The sequence below is a fragment of the Pseudomonas sp. TWP3-2 genome (genome assembly GCF_049897765.1).
Lineage (GTDB): Bacteria > Pseudomonadota > Gammaproteobacteria > Pseudomonadales > Pseudomonadaceae > Aquipseudomonas.
In genome coordinates, this window is record NZ_JAFCWW010000006.1 from 64033 (window position 1) to 80820 (window position 16788).

Below are 16788 nucleotides of genomic sequence, written 5' to 3' on the forward strand. Positions count from 1 at the left end.
GCCCTTGGTAGCGGAGAGTAAAGCTGAGGTGGGGAAGGGGGGATGCGCGAATGCGCAAAAAGACGTAATCGTGAGGTCAGCACCCTTACAACGGCGTATTGAAACGAACATCAAATGACGAGCGAAGCGCCTTGGCTCGGCGCTTCGTTCGGCCAGTGGGATCAACCGACAAACGCTCTAGCCCTGCTGCTCGTCCTTCAAATCATCTAGCGCATCAACGATTGAGTCGTCACTGTCGACCATCGCTTCCTGCATGTCTTCAGCGATGTTTTTTTGCACCTTCATGATCTTTTCTGCCAGCGCGCGACCTTCGCTGGAGCCGAGGATCATGGCCATGGCCTGCTCGGGATGCTTGTTGGCACGGATCATCAGATCCAGCTCATCAGTGTCGAAATGATCGGCGTAGATCTCGATCACTTGGTTCTTCAGCTCTTCCTGATCGAGATTTTCGCGTACGACATTGCGAATCTGTTCCCTCTCCAGCATCGGGTAGCGGGAGGCGTAACCCGCCGATGCGACGTCCACGATAGTGCCAAAATTTTTGGTCAGGCCGCTGATCTCGACCAGTTCCTCGGCTTTGTCCTTGCTACCGCCACAGCCTGCCAATGCAGCTGCCAGCAATACAGCCAGCGTCACGTTTTTTATGCTCACGAGTATCTTTCCTTGATCAGTTCCAGAGGTGCGGATTGATTAGCGGCGGCTCAGATGAATCGCGCCGATGATCACAACCATGAGAATTCCGCCGATGAATGCACCGAAGGTCGGGAACATTGCGGCTGGCCAAATCAGGCCTCGACCCAGGTTGTAGGCGAAGCTGGCGTGGGAGTAAATGGTGAACATCCAGGAGTAGAGGGCGTAGATCAGGCCAATGACCAGATAACCGGAAATCAGCATTCCTTTGAGCGACACGATGTCTTCCTTGTTGATATGAAACCGCAGATAGATTTTCGGTAACATACTATTTCGATGGTGGCATTTCAATGTCGCAGTCGGATGCGGCCGCTCAGGCTCAAGCTCTGTAAACGAACGAAAGCAGCCCTGAGGCTGCTTTCGTTTGCTCTACCGGATCATGGATGGCCGCAATTATTCAATCCGCGGATGCTGCTGCACGAGGTTCTCGCGCTTCGCTTCCAGCTCGGCAATCTGCGCATCAATGTCCTCAATCTTGTGCTCGATATTGTCGTGATGCTCCTGCAGCAGTTCCTTGGCTTCTTCAAGGTCGGACGCCGCAGGTGCCGCGCCGCGTAGCGGTTTGTTCGCGGTTTCTTTCATGGTCAGGCCGGTCGCGAGGCCGACAACCGCAATCACCATCAGGTAATACGCCGGCATGTACAGATTCTGCGTGGTCTCTACCAGCCAGGCGACGAGGGCCGGGGTCAGGCCGGCGATCAGCACCGAGACGTTGAACGCACTGGCCAGTGCGCTGTAGCGAATGTGCGTGGGGAACATCGCCGGCAGGGTCGAGGCCATCACGCCGATGAAGAAGTTCAGCAGCACCGCCAGCATCAGCAGGCCGGAGAAGATCAGGCCGATCTTGCCGCTGTTGATCAGCGTGAACGCTGGAATCGCGAGGATGAACAGGCCAATGCTGCCGCACACGATGAAGGGTTTGCGCCCGATCTTGTCGCTGATGAAGCCGATCAGTGGCTGCACGAACAGCATGCCGACCATGATCGCGATGATGATCAGCACACCGCTATTTTCGCTGTAGTGCAGGTTGTGGGTCAGATAGCTCGGCATGTAGGTGAGCAGCATGTAATAGGTGACATTGGTCGCCGCGACCACGCCGATGCAAGTCACGAGGCTGCGCCAGTGCTTGGTTACAACCTCTTTGAACGAGACTTTCGGGCCATGCGCCAGACCTTCGCGGTCGCCTTGTTCAAGTTGTTCAACGTGCTGCTGGAATGCCGGGGTTTCTTCCAGCGCGTTACGCAAATACAGGCCAATCATGCCCAGCGGCAGGGCGAGGAAGAACGGCAGGCGCCAGCCCCATTCTTCGAATTTCTGTTCGCCGAGAATCGTCGAAATCAGCACCACCAGACCGGCGCCGAACACGAAGCCGGCAATCGAGCCGAAGTCCAGCCAACTGCCGAGGAAACCGCGTTTGCGATCCGGCGCGTATTCAGCGACGAAGATTGAAGCGCCGGTGTATTCACCGCCGACCGAAAAGCCTTGGGCGACTTTCGCCAGCAACAACAGGATCGGCGCCCAGATGCCAATCGAGGCGTAGGAGGGGATCAAGCCAATGGCGAAAGTACTGAGCGACATGATCACGATGGTCGCGGCGAGGACTTTCTGTCGTCCGTACTTGTCGCCCAACGCGCCGAAAAACAACCCGCCCAACGGCCGAATCAGGAACGGCACCGAGAAGGTCGCCAACGCGGCAATCATCTGCACACTTGGATCAGCCCCGGGGAAGAACACCTTGCCGAGCACGTAGGCGACGAAGCCATAGACGCCAAAGTCGAACCATTCCATCGCGTTGCCGAGTGCGGCGGCGGTGATCGCCTTGCGCATCTTGACGTCGTCGACAATGGTGATGTCTTGCAACCCGATCGGGTTGACGCTGTTTTTAGCTGCTTTCATGCGAGTCCACTCTGATCCTATCAGTCTTGATGCAAACCGCCCTGAGCCCCGTGTGGCGCGGGCTGGACAGCTTGCCTTGGCCGTTGCCATCTATTTGATGGCACGGCTTCTTCCTGATCAGATACAACTGGACACGAAAAAATTCACCGCATTCGGCTATTTTTTGCTAATCGCCTGCGCAGTCACAGCGTGCGGTCGAAACGGAACGACGCGCCGTAAGCCGAATCCGGCAAATGACTGGCGCCATCACCACGCAATCTCGAGCGGAACGTCCCGCGTTGCGGCTCAGTGCGATACAAACCGCGCTTCTGCAATTCCGGAATGATCAGTTCGACGAAGTCTTCGAGGCTGCCGGGGCTGATCAGCGGGTTGAGCATGTAACCGCTGGTGCCGGAGATCCGCGCGTGTTCTTCGATGCGATCGGCCACTTGCTCGGGTGTGCCGACCAGAATCAGATCGCTGCCGCGGGTGACGCTGGCGAAGCGCTGTTTGACGTCGCCGGCGGTCAGCGGTTTGCCGCTGCCATCGGCGCGCATCACGTAGGAGGTCAGGCCTTCGGTGTGGGTCGAGAGCGCTTCATTGTCGGCATAGCGGCTGATGTCGATGCCGGTATCGCCGGCGTAACTGACCAGTTGCGCTTGCAGGTGATAGTTGCTTTGCAGCTCATCGTATTTGCGCTGGGCTTCGATCTCGGTTTTGGCGGTGACGATGCGCAGCACGGTCAGCGATTTCACGTCTTCACGTTGACGCCCGAGCGCCTGCGCCTTGGCCCAAATGTCTTCCAGACCCTGGCGAATTTCCTGCGGATTGGACTTGGCGATAAAGATGAGCTCGGCATGCTTGGCCGCAAACTCGCGACCACGGCCCGACCAACCGGCCTGAATCAACAGCGGCGTGCGCTGCGGCGACGGCGAAGTCAGGTGCGGCCCGGCCACTCGGTAATGCGCGCCTGCATGGTTGATCGGCCGCACCCGGTCGCCGCGCGCGTAGAGCTGGCGCGCCTTATCAGCGACCACCGCGTCATCCGCCCAGCTGCCTTCCCAGAGTTTGTAAACCACGTCCATGAACTCTTCGGCGCGCTCGTAGCGGTCGTCGTGTTTGATCATCTGTTCGAGGCCGAAATTACGTGCGGCGCTGGACAGATACGAGGTGACGATGTTCCAGCCAACCCGGCCGTTAGTCAGGTGATCAAGGGTGCTGAAGCGCCGCGCGTGGGTGAACGGATGCTCGTAACTGGTGGTGACGGTCACGCCGAACGCGAGGTTTTCCGTCACGGCAGCGAGGGCCGGGATGATCATCAACGGATCGTTGGCCGGCGCTTCCACCGCCCATTTCATCGCCGCATCGGCATTGCCGCCAAACACGTCATAGAAACCCAGCACATCGCCGAAAAACAGCATGTCGAGGTGCGCCTGATCGGCAATCCGCGCCAGGTTCGACCAATAGCCGAGCGAGTTGATGCTCAGGCGTTCGTCAGCCGGGTGAGTCCACAGGCTCGGCGCACCGCCGCAGCCGACGCTGGCCTGTTCATAGAGTGCAAACAGCAGAGGTTTTGGATCGGACATTGTCGTTCCTGAAAATATCGTGAGCGGCTTAGCGCTGATGCTTGAAACCCCGGCCGTAATGGCGTTCGAGGCGGTGCTGGATCAGTTCGAGACCGATGGACAGCAGCCAGTAAATCACGGCTGCGGTGGTGAGCATTTCGATGTAGCGATACGACGAGCGACCGTACGACTGCGCGAGAAACATCACCTCCCAGACGCCCATCACCGAGATCAACGACGAATCCTTGAGCATCGAAATGAACTGGCTGGTGGTCGGCGGCAGAATCGTGCGCATGGCTTGCGGCAGGATGATGTGGATGAACGTGGCTGCCGGTTTCAAACCGAGTGCGGCCGCCGCCTCACGCTGCCCCGGCGCAACACCGAGGATGCCCGCACGGAAAATCTCACTCAGATACGCGCCATAATTCAGCGACAACGCGATGATTCCGGCACTGATCGCCCCCGGCACCACACCGAGTTGCGGCAGCCCCAGATAGATCAGCAAAATCTGAATCAACAGCGGCGTACCGCGAAAGAACGACGCGTAAAAACTCGCAATCCCAAACGCCACCGCACTGCTCGACAACCTCGCCAGCGCCGTGACAAACCCCAGCAGCAAAGAAAACCAGATCGAGCAGAAGCACAGAAAAATCGTCAGCGCCGCACCCTGCAAAAAACCGTTCGGCCCCAGATGCACACCGACCAGATTCGGCAGCTTGTCGAGGATGATCGAAAACTTCAGATCGAAGCTCAGGAAAAACATCACGCACAAACCGAGCAGCGCCGCCCACGTCAGATACAGACGCGTGCGAAAACCGAACCACTGACGTGGCTGCGGCGGCGCGGGTTCAGCGGCGACCCGGGTTTTCGCCGGGTGAGGGTTAAGGGCTGTCATTGGCTGATATCGGAGCCGATCCACTTCTGTGAGATCTTGCTCAGCGTGCCGTCAGCCTTGAGTTGCGCGATGACCTCGCTGACCTTGGCGTTCCACTGCGGATCACCTTTCTCGACCGCCACCACGTTCGGTTCGGCGTACAGCGGCTCGCCGGCAATCTTGAAACGCGGGTCCTGAGCGATGCGCTCGCGGGCGGTGATCAGGTTGGTCACCATCGCATCCAGACGCACGCCGCTGCCCAAAGCGAGATCCTGGAACGCCACGGTTTCGTTGTCGTACGGCGCGATCTGCACGCTCTCAAATGGATAGCTCAGCGGCTTTTCCTCGGCGCCTTCGATCACCAGATCCTTGTTCAGATAAGCCTCGTAAGTCGACGCGCTGATCACGCCGACTTTCTTGCCCGACAAATCTTTGCCCGCAGCGATGGCCGTGTCCTTGGCATTCACCACAATCACCGCCGGCGACTGGTAATACTGCACCGGAAAATCAAACACCTCGGCGCGCGCCTTGCTCGGCGTCATCGAGCACACGCAGATGTCGTAACGACCATTCCAGTGCCCGGCGGCGATCACATCCCACGACGGCGTTTCCAGTCGCAACTGCACACCCAGCTTCTCGGCCACGGCTTTCGCGACGTCTACATCGAAACCGTCCAACTGGTTTTGCGCATTGAGGAAAGAGAAGGGCGGGTAACTCTCCATCAACACACCGGTGAGCACACCTTTCTGCGTGACGCGATCAAGGATCGGCCCGGCGAATGCAGTGGAGCAAGTGGTGGCCAATGCCAGGCCCAAGGTTAGAAATGCCGTGGTCTTCAAGTGCGAATGCTCCAAACAGAAAAAATTCTGAATAGATTAAAACGCACTATAAAAACGCTTTGTACTTCGATTTTTGCATATGCTGCTTTGTTCGTGGCATATCGGTTTTGCGGATGAGGGCGGGGGATCATTGACTGCGTCGATAACAGCCATTAATTCAATGAAGTTCTCATATCGGAGGCGCGGCGTAAGATCGGCTCCATACCCAACCACTGCAACCCGGAGCACACAACCATGAAACGCCAAACCATCGTAGGTATTGTTTTCTCGATCTTCGCACTGAATGCATTCGCGGCTACTGAGACTGATCCGCTGTTTAGTGATGCTGTGGCAGCGGCTACGCAGACTGATCCGTTGTTTAGTGATGCGGTGGCGGCGGCTACGCAGACTGATCCGTTGTTTAGTGATGCGATTGCTGCTGATGGATCGGATCGTTTGAAGGGTAATGAGGTTGCCGCCGATGGTTCGGATCGCCTGAAAGGTAATGAGGTAGCTGAAGGTGGTTCGGATCGTCTGATCGAACGCCGTGCGGTTTGAATGCAGGGTTTTACCGTAGGACTCGACGAGAGCCCGGCTTTAGTAGCCGGGCTTTTTTTATCTTTTGGCTTCTGATCAGGAACGGCCAGGGGAGGGTTCACAACCTGCGAGATAATTCCGGCCGGCGGCGAAATCAGTAAGCACCAGAGGCTGCTATCGGCCAAGAGCAGTCATCGAGACCGACGTACCTTGTGCCGGCAGCATTGGCTTCGTAGGATCCTGCCAGCACTCACCATCAATTGAGGCCTGCATTGGAAAGTAGAATAAAACCGGAGATTGAGAGAGCGGCTTACGATGAGTTCCTAGAGCTTTGGGATAGAGGCAAATTCGAGAACCAGCGGTTGGGTCAGGCTTTCTACAATCATTTCCGTCTGCATCGTCTGAGCGACCAGACATTTCTACATGGTCTTTATAAATCTGACGGTAAGAAAGCCCTCAATGCAATTGCTGGAATCTTTCATATCAGATAACAAGCATCACTCTTCATTCGCCAATGAATGCAATAGTCCGCTTCGAGTCGTTTTCTGCCTGTCGCGACCGGCTGAAAACGACCCAATTCTGCCGGTCATAGGCTTCTATTGACTCATAGCTACCGGTCACCCAAGGTAATTTCAGGTCAGCGGTCACTGTCGCAGCCTTTTAATACCCCACTCCTGCGCGAGTACCGTCTAGCCAGTTATAGCTTTTTCTCAATAGCTTCGATGGCTGCCACATAAGCATCATTGCCAATCCCGACTTGGCCCCACACCTCACGTTCTTCTCCGCCTTGACGGTCATATTGTTCATCAGCATCCCAAAGCGTGAGTATCTGGTTCGGAAAGCAGTACTCATACCGGTCGAACTCATGGGGGCCGGAATCGTCCGAGGCAGCCATTAGTGAAAACAATTCAGCCGCAGAGATAGCAAAAACATCAACCCCTCTAAACGTGAAGTTGAGCTGAGAGTTTCCGGAGACGCCTATGAACTGGACTTCATCGCCAGGGCCGTACTCAAGCTGGATGGAAGCTTCGCAGAAATAATCTACGCGGCCATCGGATCGTTCAAGCGGGAGTCCATTCACAGACATTGCTTCCCTTGCTGCTGCGCGTGAAGCGCCAAGCCGCGCGGGGCCGATTGCTACCAGCGGCAAAATTTCAAAAATAGGCATTCACAATGCTTCCTGAAAATGAACAAACTAATCATTAACCGGGTGCGATTTCAACATGATAAAGCCTCGTTCCCAAAGAGCGCTTTTGGCAGATTGCAGCCTGTCGCGCAGGGCTGCAATCGACCCATAGCGGACGTCGAGAGCGAGTATCTGAGAATGGTCGCCAAGACGATCTACGCGGCAAAAGTAAGCACTCTTACCTCTGGAGTATCCGCTATGAACGCAATGACTTGCTCTTGCGGATGCGGGGAAAGCTCTGGGTATTCATCTGCAAGGTATTCGATGACCGTATCTTCTTCCCAAGGGCCGAGCGAAGTCATGTACTCAGGGTATTGATCTTGAATTTCTATCCATGATTGGTAAGGATGCTTGGAGAGCAGCATGCCTGTTCGGGTGTAGATAATATGAATGTGCACGAATCTGTTCCGTAAGTTGACGTCTAGGACACAGCCAAGCGAGTGTAAATCCTTTTCAAGGTTACCTTCTGCCGGCAGCTTCTGGCTGATGAAAAGTAGTGGGCTGTACGTCCGCTCTTGACCGATTGCTGTCTGTCATGATGGGCAACAATCGACCCTTGCGGACATTGTCACTGCACCCAGTGTCTAGTAAAAAGGTCATCTCCAGTTCCAAGTACTGAAACGAATTTATGATTACTGGCTATGGTCAACGCGTTTGCAATCGATGTGGCGAATCAATTACTGCTTACTGTCCGGCAATCGAAACGCTAGCGATCATCGGGGTTTTCCACGAGAAGGGTGATCAGGCAGTAGTAGATGAGATAGTCCGCCGAGAAAATGTTGAACCGGAAGTTGTCTGGGAGTATTTCCGCCATCGGATGAGGCCTCTGTGCGAGCAAAAGCTTGCCCACTGCTCATTCTGCGGAGGGCAGTTGAGAACTTGGCGTGCGCGTCAATGCATGCACTGTTTTAGAGACTGGCACTGACGCACAGCGATTATCGAGCTGAGTTTTCAGATACTGAACCGCATTCTGACGATTTCTGATAGACCGCTTTTGTCCGTTAGCGGCCACTTGCGAACGTCCGTTTTTGGCCGAATGCTGCCTCTCAAAACAGGCAGCATTCGGCTGAGGTAATCCAGCTTATATGGCGCCGTACTTTTGGCTAACCTCAGCCGGCTCTCACGTCTTCACCTCAACATTATCCAATGCCTGATTCACCGCCAATTCCCCTAACATCACCACCTGCGCAATGCCAAGAGCAGACATTGATGAAAATACAGGTCCCCATCGTATGCCGACATCCCATCTGAACCCGTTAAGAGAAATCATCAATCAATGCCAAACGTCCCAACCCCCGTCTCCTTGGGAGCTCGCCGGGGAGTACACCGTTGCCGGTTTGTATGATGTTGGCTTTGATCGTGACTCGGAGTTGTTACTTGTATCTTCCAGTTCAGGACTAGGTCTACTCGATTGTGAGACCGGAGAAAAAATTGCCCGAGACGCTTCTGATCGAGCACTCACAGACCGCTTCCTCGAATGCAAGGGCATCGGTGCGCTTGAAAACAAGACCATCCGCATGGCTGGCATTTATGGCGGCAGTCTACCCTCTACTACACCCGATGGTTGGTCGACTGAGACCGTGACTTTGAAATGGCCTGAGCATCACTTGCTGTTGTTCAAGCCGGGTTCCTGGCTTCATGGTGCCGAATGCAATCTACCATCGAGCTTTCACAAACTGGCGATCGAGTCCGAAGTGAGAGCATTCGGTTTTTCCTACTCAGGGCAGACATTGGTGATTGCGACCTCTGGAGATGTGGTGATTTACACGCGTCACGGTTGAAGGGCGCGGCAAGGTTCCGTCACGATTGACTGAACGTCGTCAACTCGCCTTGCGATAGCGTATCGGACTGATCCCGGTCCAGGCGGTGAAGGCACGGACGAATGAGTTACCGTCCTGGAAACCCAAGAGAAAGGCGATTTCCCCAGACGACAAGGTCGAGTTGTTCAGATAATGCCGGGCCAGCTCGGCACGGGTGGCGCCAAGAATGCCCTGGAAGTTGGCGGCTTCGGCACTCAAAGCCCGCTGCAGACTGCGCTTGCTCATGGCCAGGTGACTGGCTACCGCCTCGATGGAACCCAGCCCGCTGGGGAGCATCTGCAGGAAAAAATGGGGACGGATTTATTTTTTCGGAAAATAAATCCGTCCCCATTTTTTTCCATTTTGATTGCCATTTTGATTATTTCCGGAAGACTCGATTCCTGAAACCGTCTGCATGGTGGTTTGCCCATGGGCTTGACCTACTCAACACCGTTCGTCAGCTGGATCAAAATCTGACGGAGAGATGGTTGAATGTCCCACATATTGTGGTTATTTTTGTTTCTAGCACAATATGTGGTGGTGGCGAAATGGATCGAGAATACATCCAAGAAGCAGCGCATTGGGTTCACGAAGGCCTTTGGGCAAACAAGGAAGGTCTGTGGCCTGGCGGACAACCTCCACTATTAAGCATGCTCGATCCCGCAGTTGCGGCTTCACTGTTGGGACTGACGTATCTGGAGCTCCCGACCCTTGGCTCCACAAGATTTGCTCCACAAGGTCAGAAATTCCAAGCAGCTGGGATATTTGATCGGCGCTCCGGAAAAATCGCAGTCTCTACCGAATTCCCATTACATGAACGCCGTTTCACAGCTGCTCATGAGATAGGCCATTTCCTGCTTCATGAGCAAGAAATTATGCATAGGGACCGTCCGATAGGCGGCTATCACTCACTATCGACCAAACCTCTGATTGAGCGCGAAGCGGATTATTTCGCAGCGTGTTTCCTTATGCCCCCTAAGCTTGTGATTGCTCGGTTTGAAAGCCAGTTCGGATGCAAGGGGCAGTTTCATTTTAACGACGTCAGTTGTTTTCACCTGAACGCTAACGATCCAAATTCCCTTCTTTATGCCTCGCAAAATTCACTCGACCGAGAAATAGCTTTGGCTCGCTGTACCAGATTCAACGGCAAGGCAATCAATTCTTTGGCTCAGCAATTCAGAGTATCTGACAGTGCCATGGCGGTTCGAATCAAAGAATTGAATTTGGTGCGCTGGCCATAGAATTAAGAAACCAACCTTGGTAGGAGGGCAAAGGGGAAATTTACTTTATGAGAAGTTGATAAGTGCAAAAACCACAATCAATATCAACGTTAAGGAGAAAGCTTATGGCGCTTAAACCAGGCCCAAAACCAATCGCTAAATCAACCGGTGAAGTTGACAAACGTCGTCGTGATAATAAAGACACGCAAGGAAACAATCCTGACTTGAAACCTAGCAAATCTTCAAAAAAATAAGTTGTAGCTGGCAGAAGCTACTGTAACGGTAGCTTTTGTCATTGAAAAAGGAGACTGATTTATTTCTCAGAAAAAATCAGTCCTCAGTCTTAAGAGAAGATTAGTTCCAACCAGAACAGGGGGTATCTAGGTTTTTGGACGCAATCAGGGTCGTATAACCGGACCCAAGGGTTCGTGTATTCAGTAATTCCAAAAAAAGGGGACGGATTTATTTTTTCGGAAAATAAATTCGTCCCCTTTTTTTCGCATTCTTGAAGTTGCGTTTACAGGCTCAATTTTTTTTGATTGCTCAGGGGTTACGCATTAACATGGAATGATATGCCAAAAGTCGTAAGGCACGTCAAAGTTGATTGATCGGAGCAATAACATGGAAATTAGGATTGAATTGTTGGCTTCTCCAACAGAAAAGGATCAAGTAGTTCTGAATAATATGTTTTCAGAATATCTTCGAATCCAATATCCAAATCTACCGCCAGAATCGGAAGATAAAAAATTTATGCTGGTTGCACGCGATGAAGGAGGCGACTACATCGGTGCAATAAGCTGTAATTGTTACTGGGATGGCTTAGAAATTGATACCTTTTGGGTTAAGGAGTCTCATCGCGGTAGGAAAGTCGGCTCTATGCTATTGGAAAAGGCAGAAACGATTGGCACCAACAATGGGGCCGTAGTTGCATTCTTAAAAACCGTTGAAGCAAAACAGTTCTATGAGCGGCATGGGTATGAAGTTTATGGTGTTCTTGAGGATCGACCAATCGGGACTAACCTATACCATTTAAAGAAACGGCTAGTAAAACAGGCATAACAACTGATTCAAACTGTTCTCCTCGCTTACTGAGACGGGCTAAAGCCTTGCCCCCTAAGCAAATGTTGATCAGCGGTCGCATTGGGTCGTTTTCAGCCGATCACGACAGGCAGTAAACTGCCAAAAGCAGTCTTCCAACGTGAATATGATGCTAGGGTAAGTCAGTCGCTGTGAGTTGCTGGTAAAGGTGGTGGCGGGCGGCAACTTCTTCCTCTAGCTCATCGGGAAATGCGCCTGATAGTGCCATTCTGGATAAATGTCCCGCTTCTGGAAGAGGAAAACCATTCTCAAAACAGTGGTTCGATAACCAGCAGTACGTCATTTGAGCCAACTGAGTGAGTTGCTCGGTCTGATAATTTTCTGTGATTTGGGCATTGCTTTTCAGCAGTTGAGCAGCAAGCCGGCGATCCATGTCTTGTGTATAGGTGGGATGCGTCTGCGCAAAGCGTTCAGCAATGTGCTCCACCAAGCAAACAAAGTAGGTCATCAGATACGGCAGGCGAGAGTAGAGATATGCCCACTGTGTCAGGACTTGCTCACCTTGTGAGAAAATAAAATTAATGTTGTATAGCTCTGTTTTTATAGCCTTGTGGTCAGTAAACAGATGCATTGCTTTGTTGCAGATGCTGTCGAGGCTGTCTCGGGACTTCTTGTCATAACGGAGCATGGCTATATAACCAGCATCCAATCGCGACATTTCCCCAATGATTTCCAATACCTTCTCGATTCTGCGCGTGTGGCCATCAATACCACCCGCATTTTGAGGGCGAAGCCTGGACGGATCCTCTGCGATCATTTTGGCGCATAAGGTTTTATCTACAACCACCGACTCCAAAAGGTACAAACTTTCTTGGAACGGTTTTCTAAGAAGCATGTACGCGACGGCCAGCTTCCCTTTCCTAGAGGCTTCCAAGGCTTCGAAAATGCAATGGAGCATGTCAGATAACACGGCGGGAAATGCCACCGTGATGAGGACGTCCGCTTCATCTTCGATACGGCCACTTTTCTGCAACCAATCGAATAGATCTTCAGCTTGCTCGAGATCTTTCTGCTCCTTCCCATCGCGAAGCGTGAGGTTGGTAACAAATATGCCTTGCTCCATTCCCGAGACCAGTAACTGGGCGGCGATATCATGCGCTGCAAAGCAGAATTTGTAGCCTTCATGAAATTGCTCTGGAAGGGCGGTATTAGATTCCAATAGTCTCTTCATTCCTCTCTCCTTGGTGTTTGCGTGAATCGACCCTAGATTGGTAGGCGCTCCGAATGACCCCTTTTGGCCGAATGCAGCCTCTCAAAAGAGGCAGCATTCGGCTGAGGCGATTCAGCTCATGAGGTGCCGTACTACCAGCAGTCCTCAGCAGCCAATCAAACCTTCACCTCTACATTATCCAACGCCTGATTCACCGCCAATTCCCCCAACATCACTACCTGCGCAATTCCCAGCGCAGTCTTGCGGTGGGCGGGGTCCAGCACAGCGGCAAAGTTGTGGAGCATCTCCCCAGCCGAACCCAAGGATTCACTGGCGTTAGCAAGCAGTGATTCAGTGTCGTACGCCGTGTTGGCGAGGAACATCGGGTCGTGTTTGTGGTGGCTGCCCATGATGCGTTGCTTTGGGGTCAGGTAATGATCGAGGGCGCGTTCGGCGGCTTCGTTGAGGGTTTTTGAGTCTGGGAATTGGTAAGGGGAGACGGGATCGGTTTCTGGGGGATTCGGTGTTGGTTTGATCATGATGAAGCTCCTTGTGTCGCGATTCGGAGCCATCAACCTCGCGCTACCAAACGGAGGGTGGTGGCCATACGCAGGTTGGTAGACCGGGACACAAGGAGACCGGCGCACTCGAAAGTGCCCTGTGCATGACCACCATAAAGCCGAGACGATAGAACGCCGCGATGATGTGCTGTGCACCTTGTGTATATCCCGGGCTACCAAACCCGATCACTGTTTCTCAGTGACCGGCCAACGATAGAACCCGCGCCCAAGACGCACAAGCCGGCGGATTCTGGCGTAGTCGTAGGCAATGGCGCAAGCCGCTGTAGCCTTTAGGGAGTAACGTTTAGTGTCCTTAAACGCCATCCGCAAACCCGATTAAACGCCCACGCCAACTGGCCGCTTATCGATCGAATCTTCCAAACATCCATCAGTCCGCCGGAGACCGCCAGCATGTGCGAAACGACGGCCTCAGCTCTGCGCATTCAAAAACAGTGAGAACAGTTCGGACTGGGATTTGATGCCGAGTTTGCTGTACATGTGCTTGCGGTGGACTTTTACCGTTTCTGCGGAGATCGCGAGCTTGCGCGCGATTTCTTTGTTAGAGCAACCGCTGAGCATCAGTCGACCGACTTCCAGTTCGCGGGCAGAGAGCGGTGTGTCGAGCTGCTGGTCAGTGGAGCCCAGCCAGCTCTGCCAGCTTGGCGCTGGCGAGGCGGTCTGTTCTGGTGACTCGCGCTCGAATGTCATGCGCTGGCGCATCAGGGCGGCAACCCAGGGCTGGATGAGTGTGAGCAAAGCATTTTGCTCTGGACTGAAGCGGCCCTCGCTTCCCAGCGACAGACTCAGGGTGCGTTGCGCGTCGAGCTGGACGTTGATATGCACTTCGTCAGCAACGACATTGAGGCGGAAGTAACGTTGGTAATAGTCGGTCTGTTCGAAACACTCTGGCGCCACGTCGGCTAGCCAGAACAAACCGTTGTGCGGCGTTTCCCGGTTGGCCAGGTAAAAGGGGTCGAGCAGATACAGGCCTTTGAGGTAATCCTGAAACAGTGGATCTGGCCCGCCGTCCCGGCCTGGGCATTCGGCAAGTACCTGCGGGCGGCCGCTGCCGAAGACCAGCACGACCCAGCTGTCCACGGGAATGTGTCTATCGAGCAGACGCACCAAAGTCAGCCAGAAATCAGACCGGTCAAGCGCCTCGACAAGCCTGCCAATCGCCTGATGCCAGGCCATGTCGTGCAGTGTGATGCTCTCGTTTCTACCCATACGGGGTTACCCCATCGATGTGATTACTTTCCTTTTTGTGGCTCTCCATACTCCATCCAGCCCTGGCAAGTGCTGTTCAGGTTGGCGATCACGAGCCACTGACACCCGAAAGGATCACCGATGAAGATTGAACTCGTACAACTTAGCGGTCGCGATGGCGATACTGCTTATAACCTGCAGCGTACATTGCAGGCCATCGCTACCTGCGCGGCCGATACCGATTTGCTGGTTTTTCCAGAGACCCAGTTGATGGGGTTCGCCAGCGCGCAACAGCTCGTTGAAATCGCCGAACCCCTGAACGGAGCAAGTGTGCAAGCCGTGCAGCGCGCAGCACGCCAAAGGAACGTCTCGGTGGTGGTTGGCATCGCTGAGAATGACGCCGGAACGTTCTATAACACCTCCTTGCTGGTGACCCCGGAAGGGATCGCCTTGAGTTATCGCAAGACTCACCTTTGGCCGTCGGAACGCGGCTTGTTTGAGCCGGGCGACCGCTTTGCCACCGTGCTCTGGAAGGGCGTGCGTGTCGGCATCCTGATCTGCTACGACATTGAGCTTCCGGAAAGTGCCCGGGCCCTCGGCCAACTCGGCGCCGAACTGATTCTGGTCACTAACGGCAACATGGATCCCTACGGCCCTGTCCACCGCACCGCGATCATGGCTCGCGCTCAAGAAAATCAGGCATTCGCGGTGATGGTCAATCGCGTCGGCGACGGCGATGAAGGACTGGTTTTTGCTGGTGGGAGTGCAGTGATCGATCCCTTCGGACGCCCGTTATTCGAAGCAGGGCGTGCTGAATGTCGTCAGGCGGTAGAGCTGGATCTCGACCTGCTGCGAGCTGCGCGCCGTGACTATGACTACCTCAGTGACCGCCGTCTGCTGCTGAACGGCGAGCAGGTTGAACACGGTGATGGCCGGCGGGAGTTATTGATCCGCTGAAGCTGATGTCGACCCTGCCACAACAAAAACCACAAACCCGCAGGAGCAGTGCGCGTGTCCCTGGACCCGGCGCTAAGGCTCTGGAGTATCCCGATGAAATCTCCTCGTTACATGCAATTGGTCCTGGTCACGCTTTTAAGTGCAGGTCTGGCATGCGCCAAGGCCGAAGAGCCAGGCAAATCGAGCGTGCATATCTACAACTGGTATGACTACATCGCCCCGAACACGATGAAAGACTTCCAGAAAGAAGCGGGCATCAGTGCTGTTTACGATGTGTTCGATAACAGCGACGTCATGCAAAGCAAGTTGATGGCCGGCCGCAGCGGCTATGACGTAGTGGTCGCCAGTGGTGACCTGCTGCCGAACCTGATCAAAGCGGGTGTATTGAAAAAACTCGATCGCGCAAAGCTACCGAACTGGTCCCATCTCGACCCCGACATCCTCGCCAAGTTAGAGGGTAATGATCCCGACAACAGCTATGCAGCTCCCTATCTGTGGGGGACTACCGGCATCGGCTATGACGCGGACAAGGTCAAAGCGATTCTCGGGCCGGATGCGCCAGTCAATTCCTGGGATCTGATTTTCAAGGAAGAGAATCTGGCCAAACTGAGTCAGTGCGGTGTTGCCATGCTGGACGCACCGGGCGAAATCATTCCCATCGCGTTGCACTACCTCGGACTGCCTTACAACAGCCAGAATCCCGAGGATTACAAAAAGGCTCAGGCGCTGTTGCTCAAGTTGCGCCCACATATCGTCTACTTCGATTCTTCCAAGTTCATCTCTGATCTGGCCAACGGCAACGTCTGTGTCGTGTTGGGCTGGGGCGGGGGTGTTGCCGACGCGCAAAAGGCATCCGAACTGGCGGGAAACCATCGCAACCTTGTTTACAGTATTCCTCGCGAAGGCGCACCGGTGTGGGTGGAGAGCCTGGTGCAACTCAACGACGCACCCAATCCGGAGCAAGGCCTGGCCTTCATCAACTACATGCTGCGTCCGGAAGTCATCGCGCAGGCCTCCAATTACCTGAGCTATCCGAACGCCAACAAAGATGCGACCGCGCTTGTCGATCAGAAAATCCGCGACAACCCCGGGGTGTATCCGTCGAAGGAGGTGTTGGACACATTGTTTCCGCTCCAACCCCTCCCGCTGAAGATGGAGCGCGTGCGGACTCGCACCTGGAACACGGTCAAGACCGGCGCTTGATTGGTGGATTCGTACCGAGCCACGACTCCTTTTAAATCCCATTGAAAAAG

20 protein-coding genes and 1 pseudogene are annotated in these 16788 nt (G+C 54.1%); 8 read left to right on the forward strand and 13 right to left on the reverse strand.

Going from position 1 to position 16788, the window contains the following annotated elements:
- Positions 1–177: 177 nt before the first annotated feature.
- The 6 genes from ACP7EE_RS11205 to ACP7EE_RS11230 all read right to left on the reverse strand — a co-directional run bounded on the left by ACP7EE_RS11205 (position 178) and on the right by ACP7EE_RS11230 (position 5843).
- Complete coding sequence (locus ACP7EE_RS11205) at positions 178–651, reverse strand: hypothetical protein (RefSeq protein ID WP_426234544.1); 474 nt, start codon at positions 649–651, stop codon at positions 178–180.
- A 39-nt stretch (positions 652–690) separates the two neighbouring features.
- Positions 691–909 carry a hypothetical protein gene (locus ACP7EE_RS11210; protein ID WP_426234545.1) on the reverse strand — a complete coding sequence of 73 codons (219 nt, stop codon included), beginning with the start codon at positions 907–909 and terminating at the stop codon, positions 691–693.
- Between the two features lie 174 nt (positions 910–1083).
- Positions 1084–2586, reverse strand: a complete 1503-nt coding sequence (gene proP, locus ACP7EE_RS11215) for a glycine betaine/L-proline transporter ProP (RefSeq protein ID WP_420651417.1) — start codon at positions 2584–2586, stop codon at positions 1084–1086.
- 182 nt (positions 2587–2768) lie between these two features.
- Complete coding sequence (locus tag ACP7EE_RS11220) at positions 2769–4151, reverse strand: LLM class flavin-dependent oxidoreductase (protein WP_426234546.1); 1383 nt, start codon at positions 4149–4151, stop codon at positions 2769–2771.
- Between the two features lie 28 nt (positions 4152–4179).
- Positions 4180–5025: an amino acid ABC transporter permease gene (locus ACP7EE_RS11225; protein WP_426234547.1), complete on the reverse strand. Its 846-nt coding sequence runs from the start codon at positions 5023–5025 to the stop codon at positions 4180–4182.
- The gene (locus tag ACP7EE_RS11230) at positions 5022–5843 is read right to left on the reverse strand and encodes an ABC transporter substrate-binding protein (RefSeq protein WP_426234548.1); all 822 of its coding nucleotides are present in this window, start codon (positions 5841–5843) and stop codon (positions 5022–5024) included. Before ACP7EE_RS11230 ends, ACP7EE_RS11225 begins: the two co-directional genes overlap by 4 nt.
- A 234-nt stretch (positions 5844–6077) precedes the next feature.
- Here ACP7EE_RS11230 and ACP7EE_RS11235 point away from each other — a divergent pair, with 234 nt between their 5' ends.
- Together ACP7EE_RS11235 and ACP7EE_RS11240 are read left to right on the forward strand one after the other, a co-directional pair.
- Positions 6078–6380, forward strand: a complete 303-nt coding sequence (locus ACP7EE_RS11235; protein ID WP_426234549.1) for a hypothetical protein — start codon at positions 6078–6080, stop codon at positions 6378–6380.
- 251 nt (positions 6381–6631) lie between these two features.
- On the forward strand, positions 6632–6850 hold the full coding sequence (locus ACP7EE_RS11240) for a hypothetical protein (RefSeq protein WP_426234550.1): 219 nt from the start codon (positions 6632–6634) through the stop codon (positions 6848–6850).
- A gap of 206 nt (positions 6851–7056) precedes the next feature.
- Here the strand turns inward: ACP7EE_RS11240 and ACP7EE_RS11245 are convergent, their stop codons facing one another.
- From ACP7EE_RS11245 to ACP7EE_RS11255, 3 genes and pseudogenes are all read right to left on the reverse strand, one after another.
- The gene (locus tag ACP7EE_RS11245; protein ID WP_426234551.1) at positions 7057–7527 is read right to left on the reverse strand and encodes a hypothetical protein; all 471 of its coding nucleotides are present in this window, start codon (positions 7525–7527) and stop codon (positions 7057–7059) included.
- 173 nt (positions 7528–7700) lie between these two features.
- Entirely contained in the window at positions 7701–7943 is a 243-nt protein-coding gene (locus tag ACP7EE_RS11250) for a hypothetical protein (protein WP_426234552.1), read from the reverse strand.
- A 722-nt stretch (positions 7944–8665) separates the two neighbouring features.
- Positions 8666–8749 (reverse strand): annotated as a pseudogene (locus ACP7EE_RS11255) (DUF6124 family protein); the annotation flags it as partial.
- A gap of 28 nt (positions 8750–8777) precedes the next feature.
- Here ACP7EE_RS11255 and ACP7EE_RS11260 point away from each other — a divergent pair.
- On the forward strand, positions 8778–9326 hold the full coding sequence (locus tag ACP7EE_RS11260; protein ID WP_426234553.1) for a hypothetical protein: 549 nt from the start codon (positions 8778–8780) through the stop codon (positions 9324–9326).
- 39 nt (positions 9327–9365) lie between these two features.
- Here the strand turns inward: ACP7EE_RS11260 and ACP7EE_RS11265 are convergent, their stop codons facing one another.
- Complete coding sequence (locus ACP7EE_RS11265) at positions 9366–9641, reverse strand: helix-turn-helix transcriptional regulator (protein ID WP_426234554.1); 276 nt, start codon at positions 9639–9641, stop codon at positions 9366–9368.
- A 191-nt stretch (positions 9642–9832) separates the two neighbouring features.
- Between ACP7EE_RS11265 and ACP7EE_RS11270 the strand changes: the two genes are divergently transcribed.
- The 3 genes from ACP7EE_RS11270 to ACP7EE_RS11280 all read left to right on the forward strand — a co-directional run bounded on the left by ACP7EE_RS11270 (position 9833) and on the right by ACP7EE_RS11280 (position 11623).
- Positions 9833–10585: an ImmA/IrrE family metallo-endopeptidase gene (locus ACP7EE_RS11270; RefSeq protein ID WP_426234555.1), complete on the forward strand. Its 753-nt coding sequence runs from the start codon at positions 9833–9835 to the stop codon at positions 10583–10585.
- A 104-nt stretch (positions 10586–10689) separates the two neighbouring features.
- The gene (locus ACP7EE_RS11275; protein WP_256214295.1) at positions 10690–10818 is read left to right on the forward strand and encodes a hypothetical protein; all 129 of its coding nucleotides are present in this window, start codon (positions 10690–10692) and stop codon (positions 10816–10818) included.
- Between the two features lie 367 nt (positions 10819–11185).
- Entirely contained in the window at positions 11186–11623 is a 438-nt protein-coding gene (locus ACP7EE_RS11280) for a GNAT family N-acetyltransferase (protein ID WP_426234556.1), read from the forward strand.
- 151 nt (positions 11624–11774) lie between these two features.
- Here ACP7EE_RS11280 and ACP7EE_RS11285 read toward each other — a convergent pair whose 3' ends face one another.
- The 3 genes from ACP7EE_RS11285 to ACP7EE_RS11295 form a co-directional block, all read right to left on the reverse strand.
- Entirely contained in the window at positions 11775–12833 is a 1059-nt protein-coding gene (locus tag ACP7EE_RS11285) for a hypothetical protein (RefSeq protein ID WP_426234557.1), read from the reverse strand.
- Between the two features lie 155 nt (positions 12834–12988).
- The gene (locus ACP7EE_RS11290) at positions 12989–13351 is read right to left on the reverse strand and encodes a DUF6124 family protein (RefSeq protein ID WP_426234558.1); all 363 of its coding nucleotides are present in this window, start codon (positions 13349–13351) and stop codon (positions 12989–12991) included.
- Positions 13352–13801: 450 nt separating this feature from the next.
- Positions 13802–14599 (reverse strand): response regulator transcription factor, encoded by a 798-nt coding sequence (locus tag ACP7EE_RS11295; protein WP_426234559.1) that lies wholly within the window; start codon positions 14597–14599, stop codon positions 13802–13804.
- A 120-nt stretch (positions 14600–14719) separates the two neighbouring features.
- Between ACP7EE_RS11295 and ACP7EE_RS11300 the strand changes: the two genes are divergently transcribed.
- Both ACP7EE_RS11300 and ACP7EE_RS11305 read left to right on the forward strand, forming a co-directional pair.
- Positions 14720–15535 carry a carbon-nitrogen hydrolase family protein gene (locus tag ACP7EE_RS11300; protein WP_426234560.1) on the forward strand — a complete coding sequence of 272 codons (816 nt, stop codon included), beginning with the start codon at positions 14720–14722 and terminating at the stop codon, positions 15533–15535.
- A 93-nt stretch (positions 15536–15628) separates the two neighbouring features.
- A complete protein-coding gene (locus tag ACP7EE_RS11305; RefSeq protein ID WP_426234561.1) occupies positions 15629–16738 on the forward strand; it encodes a polyamine ABC transporter substrate-binding protein in 1110 nt (369 codons plus the stop codon).
- Positions 16739–16788: the final 50 nt, after the last annotated feature.

Coding starts and splice junctions, on each gene's coding strand:
- proP (WP_420651417.1), bottom strand. CDS start 2,586: ATGAAAGCAGCTAAAAACAGCGTCAACCCGATCGGGTTGCAAGACATC.
- ACP7EE_RS11220 (WP_426234546.1), bottom strand. CDS start 4,151: ATGTCCGATCCAAAACCTCTGCTGTTTGCACTCTATGAACAGGCCAGC.
- ACP7EE_RS11225 (WP_426234547.1), bottom strand. CDS start 5,025: ATGACAGCCCTTAACCCTCACCCGGCGAAAACCCGGGTCGCCGCTGAA.
- ACP7EE_RS11235 (WP_426234549.1), top strand. CDS start 6,078: ATGAAACGCCAAACCATCGTAGGTATTGTTTTCTCGATCTTCGCACTG.
- ACP7EE_RS11245 (WP_426234551.1), bottom strand. CDS start 7,527: ATGCCTATTTTTGAAATTTTGCCGCTGGTAGCAATCGGCCCCGCGCGG.
- ACP7EE_RS11260 (WP_426234553.1), top strand. CDS start 8,778: ATGCCGACATCCCATCTGAACCCGTTAAGAGAAATCATCAATCAATGC.
- ACP7EE_RS11265 (WP_426234554.1), bottom strand. CDS start 9,641: ATGCTCCCCAGCGGGCTGGGTTCCATCGAGGCGGTAGCCAGTCACCTG.
- ACP7EE_RS11275 (WP_256214295.1), top strand. CDS start 10,690: ATGGCGCTTAAACCAGGCCCAAAACCAATCGCTAAATCAACCGGTGAA.
- ACP7EE_RS11280 (WP_426234556.1), top strand. CDS start 11,186: ATGGAAATTAGGATTGAATTGTTGGCTTCTCCAACAGAAAAGGATCAA.
- ACP7EE_RS11285 (WP_426234557.1), bottom strand. CDS start 12,833: ATGAAGAGACTATTGGAATCTAATACCGCCCTTCCAGAGCAATTTCAT.
- ACP7EE_RS11290 (WP_426234558.1), bottom strand. CDS start 13,351: ATGATCAAACCAACACCGAATCCCCCAGAAACCGATCCCGTCTCCCCT.
- ACP7EE_RS11295 (WP_426234559.1), bottom strand. CDS start 14,599: ATGGGTAGAAACGAGAGCATCACACTGCACGACATGGCCTGGCATCAG.
- ACP7EE_RS11300 (WP_426234560.1), top strand. CDS start 14,720: ATGAAGATTGAACTCGTACAACTTAGCGGTCGCGATGGCGATACTGCT.
- ACP7EE_RS11305 (WP_426234561.1), top strand. CDS start 15,629: ATGAAATCTCCTCGTTACATGCAATTGGTCCTGGTCACGCTTTTAAGT.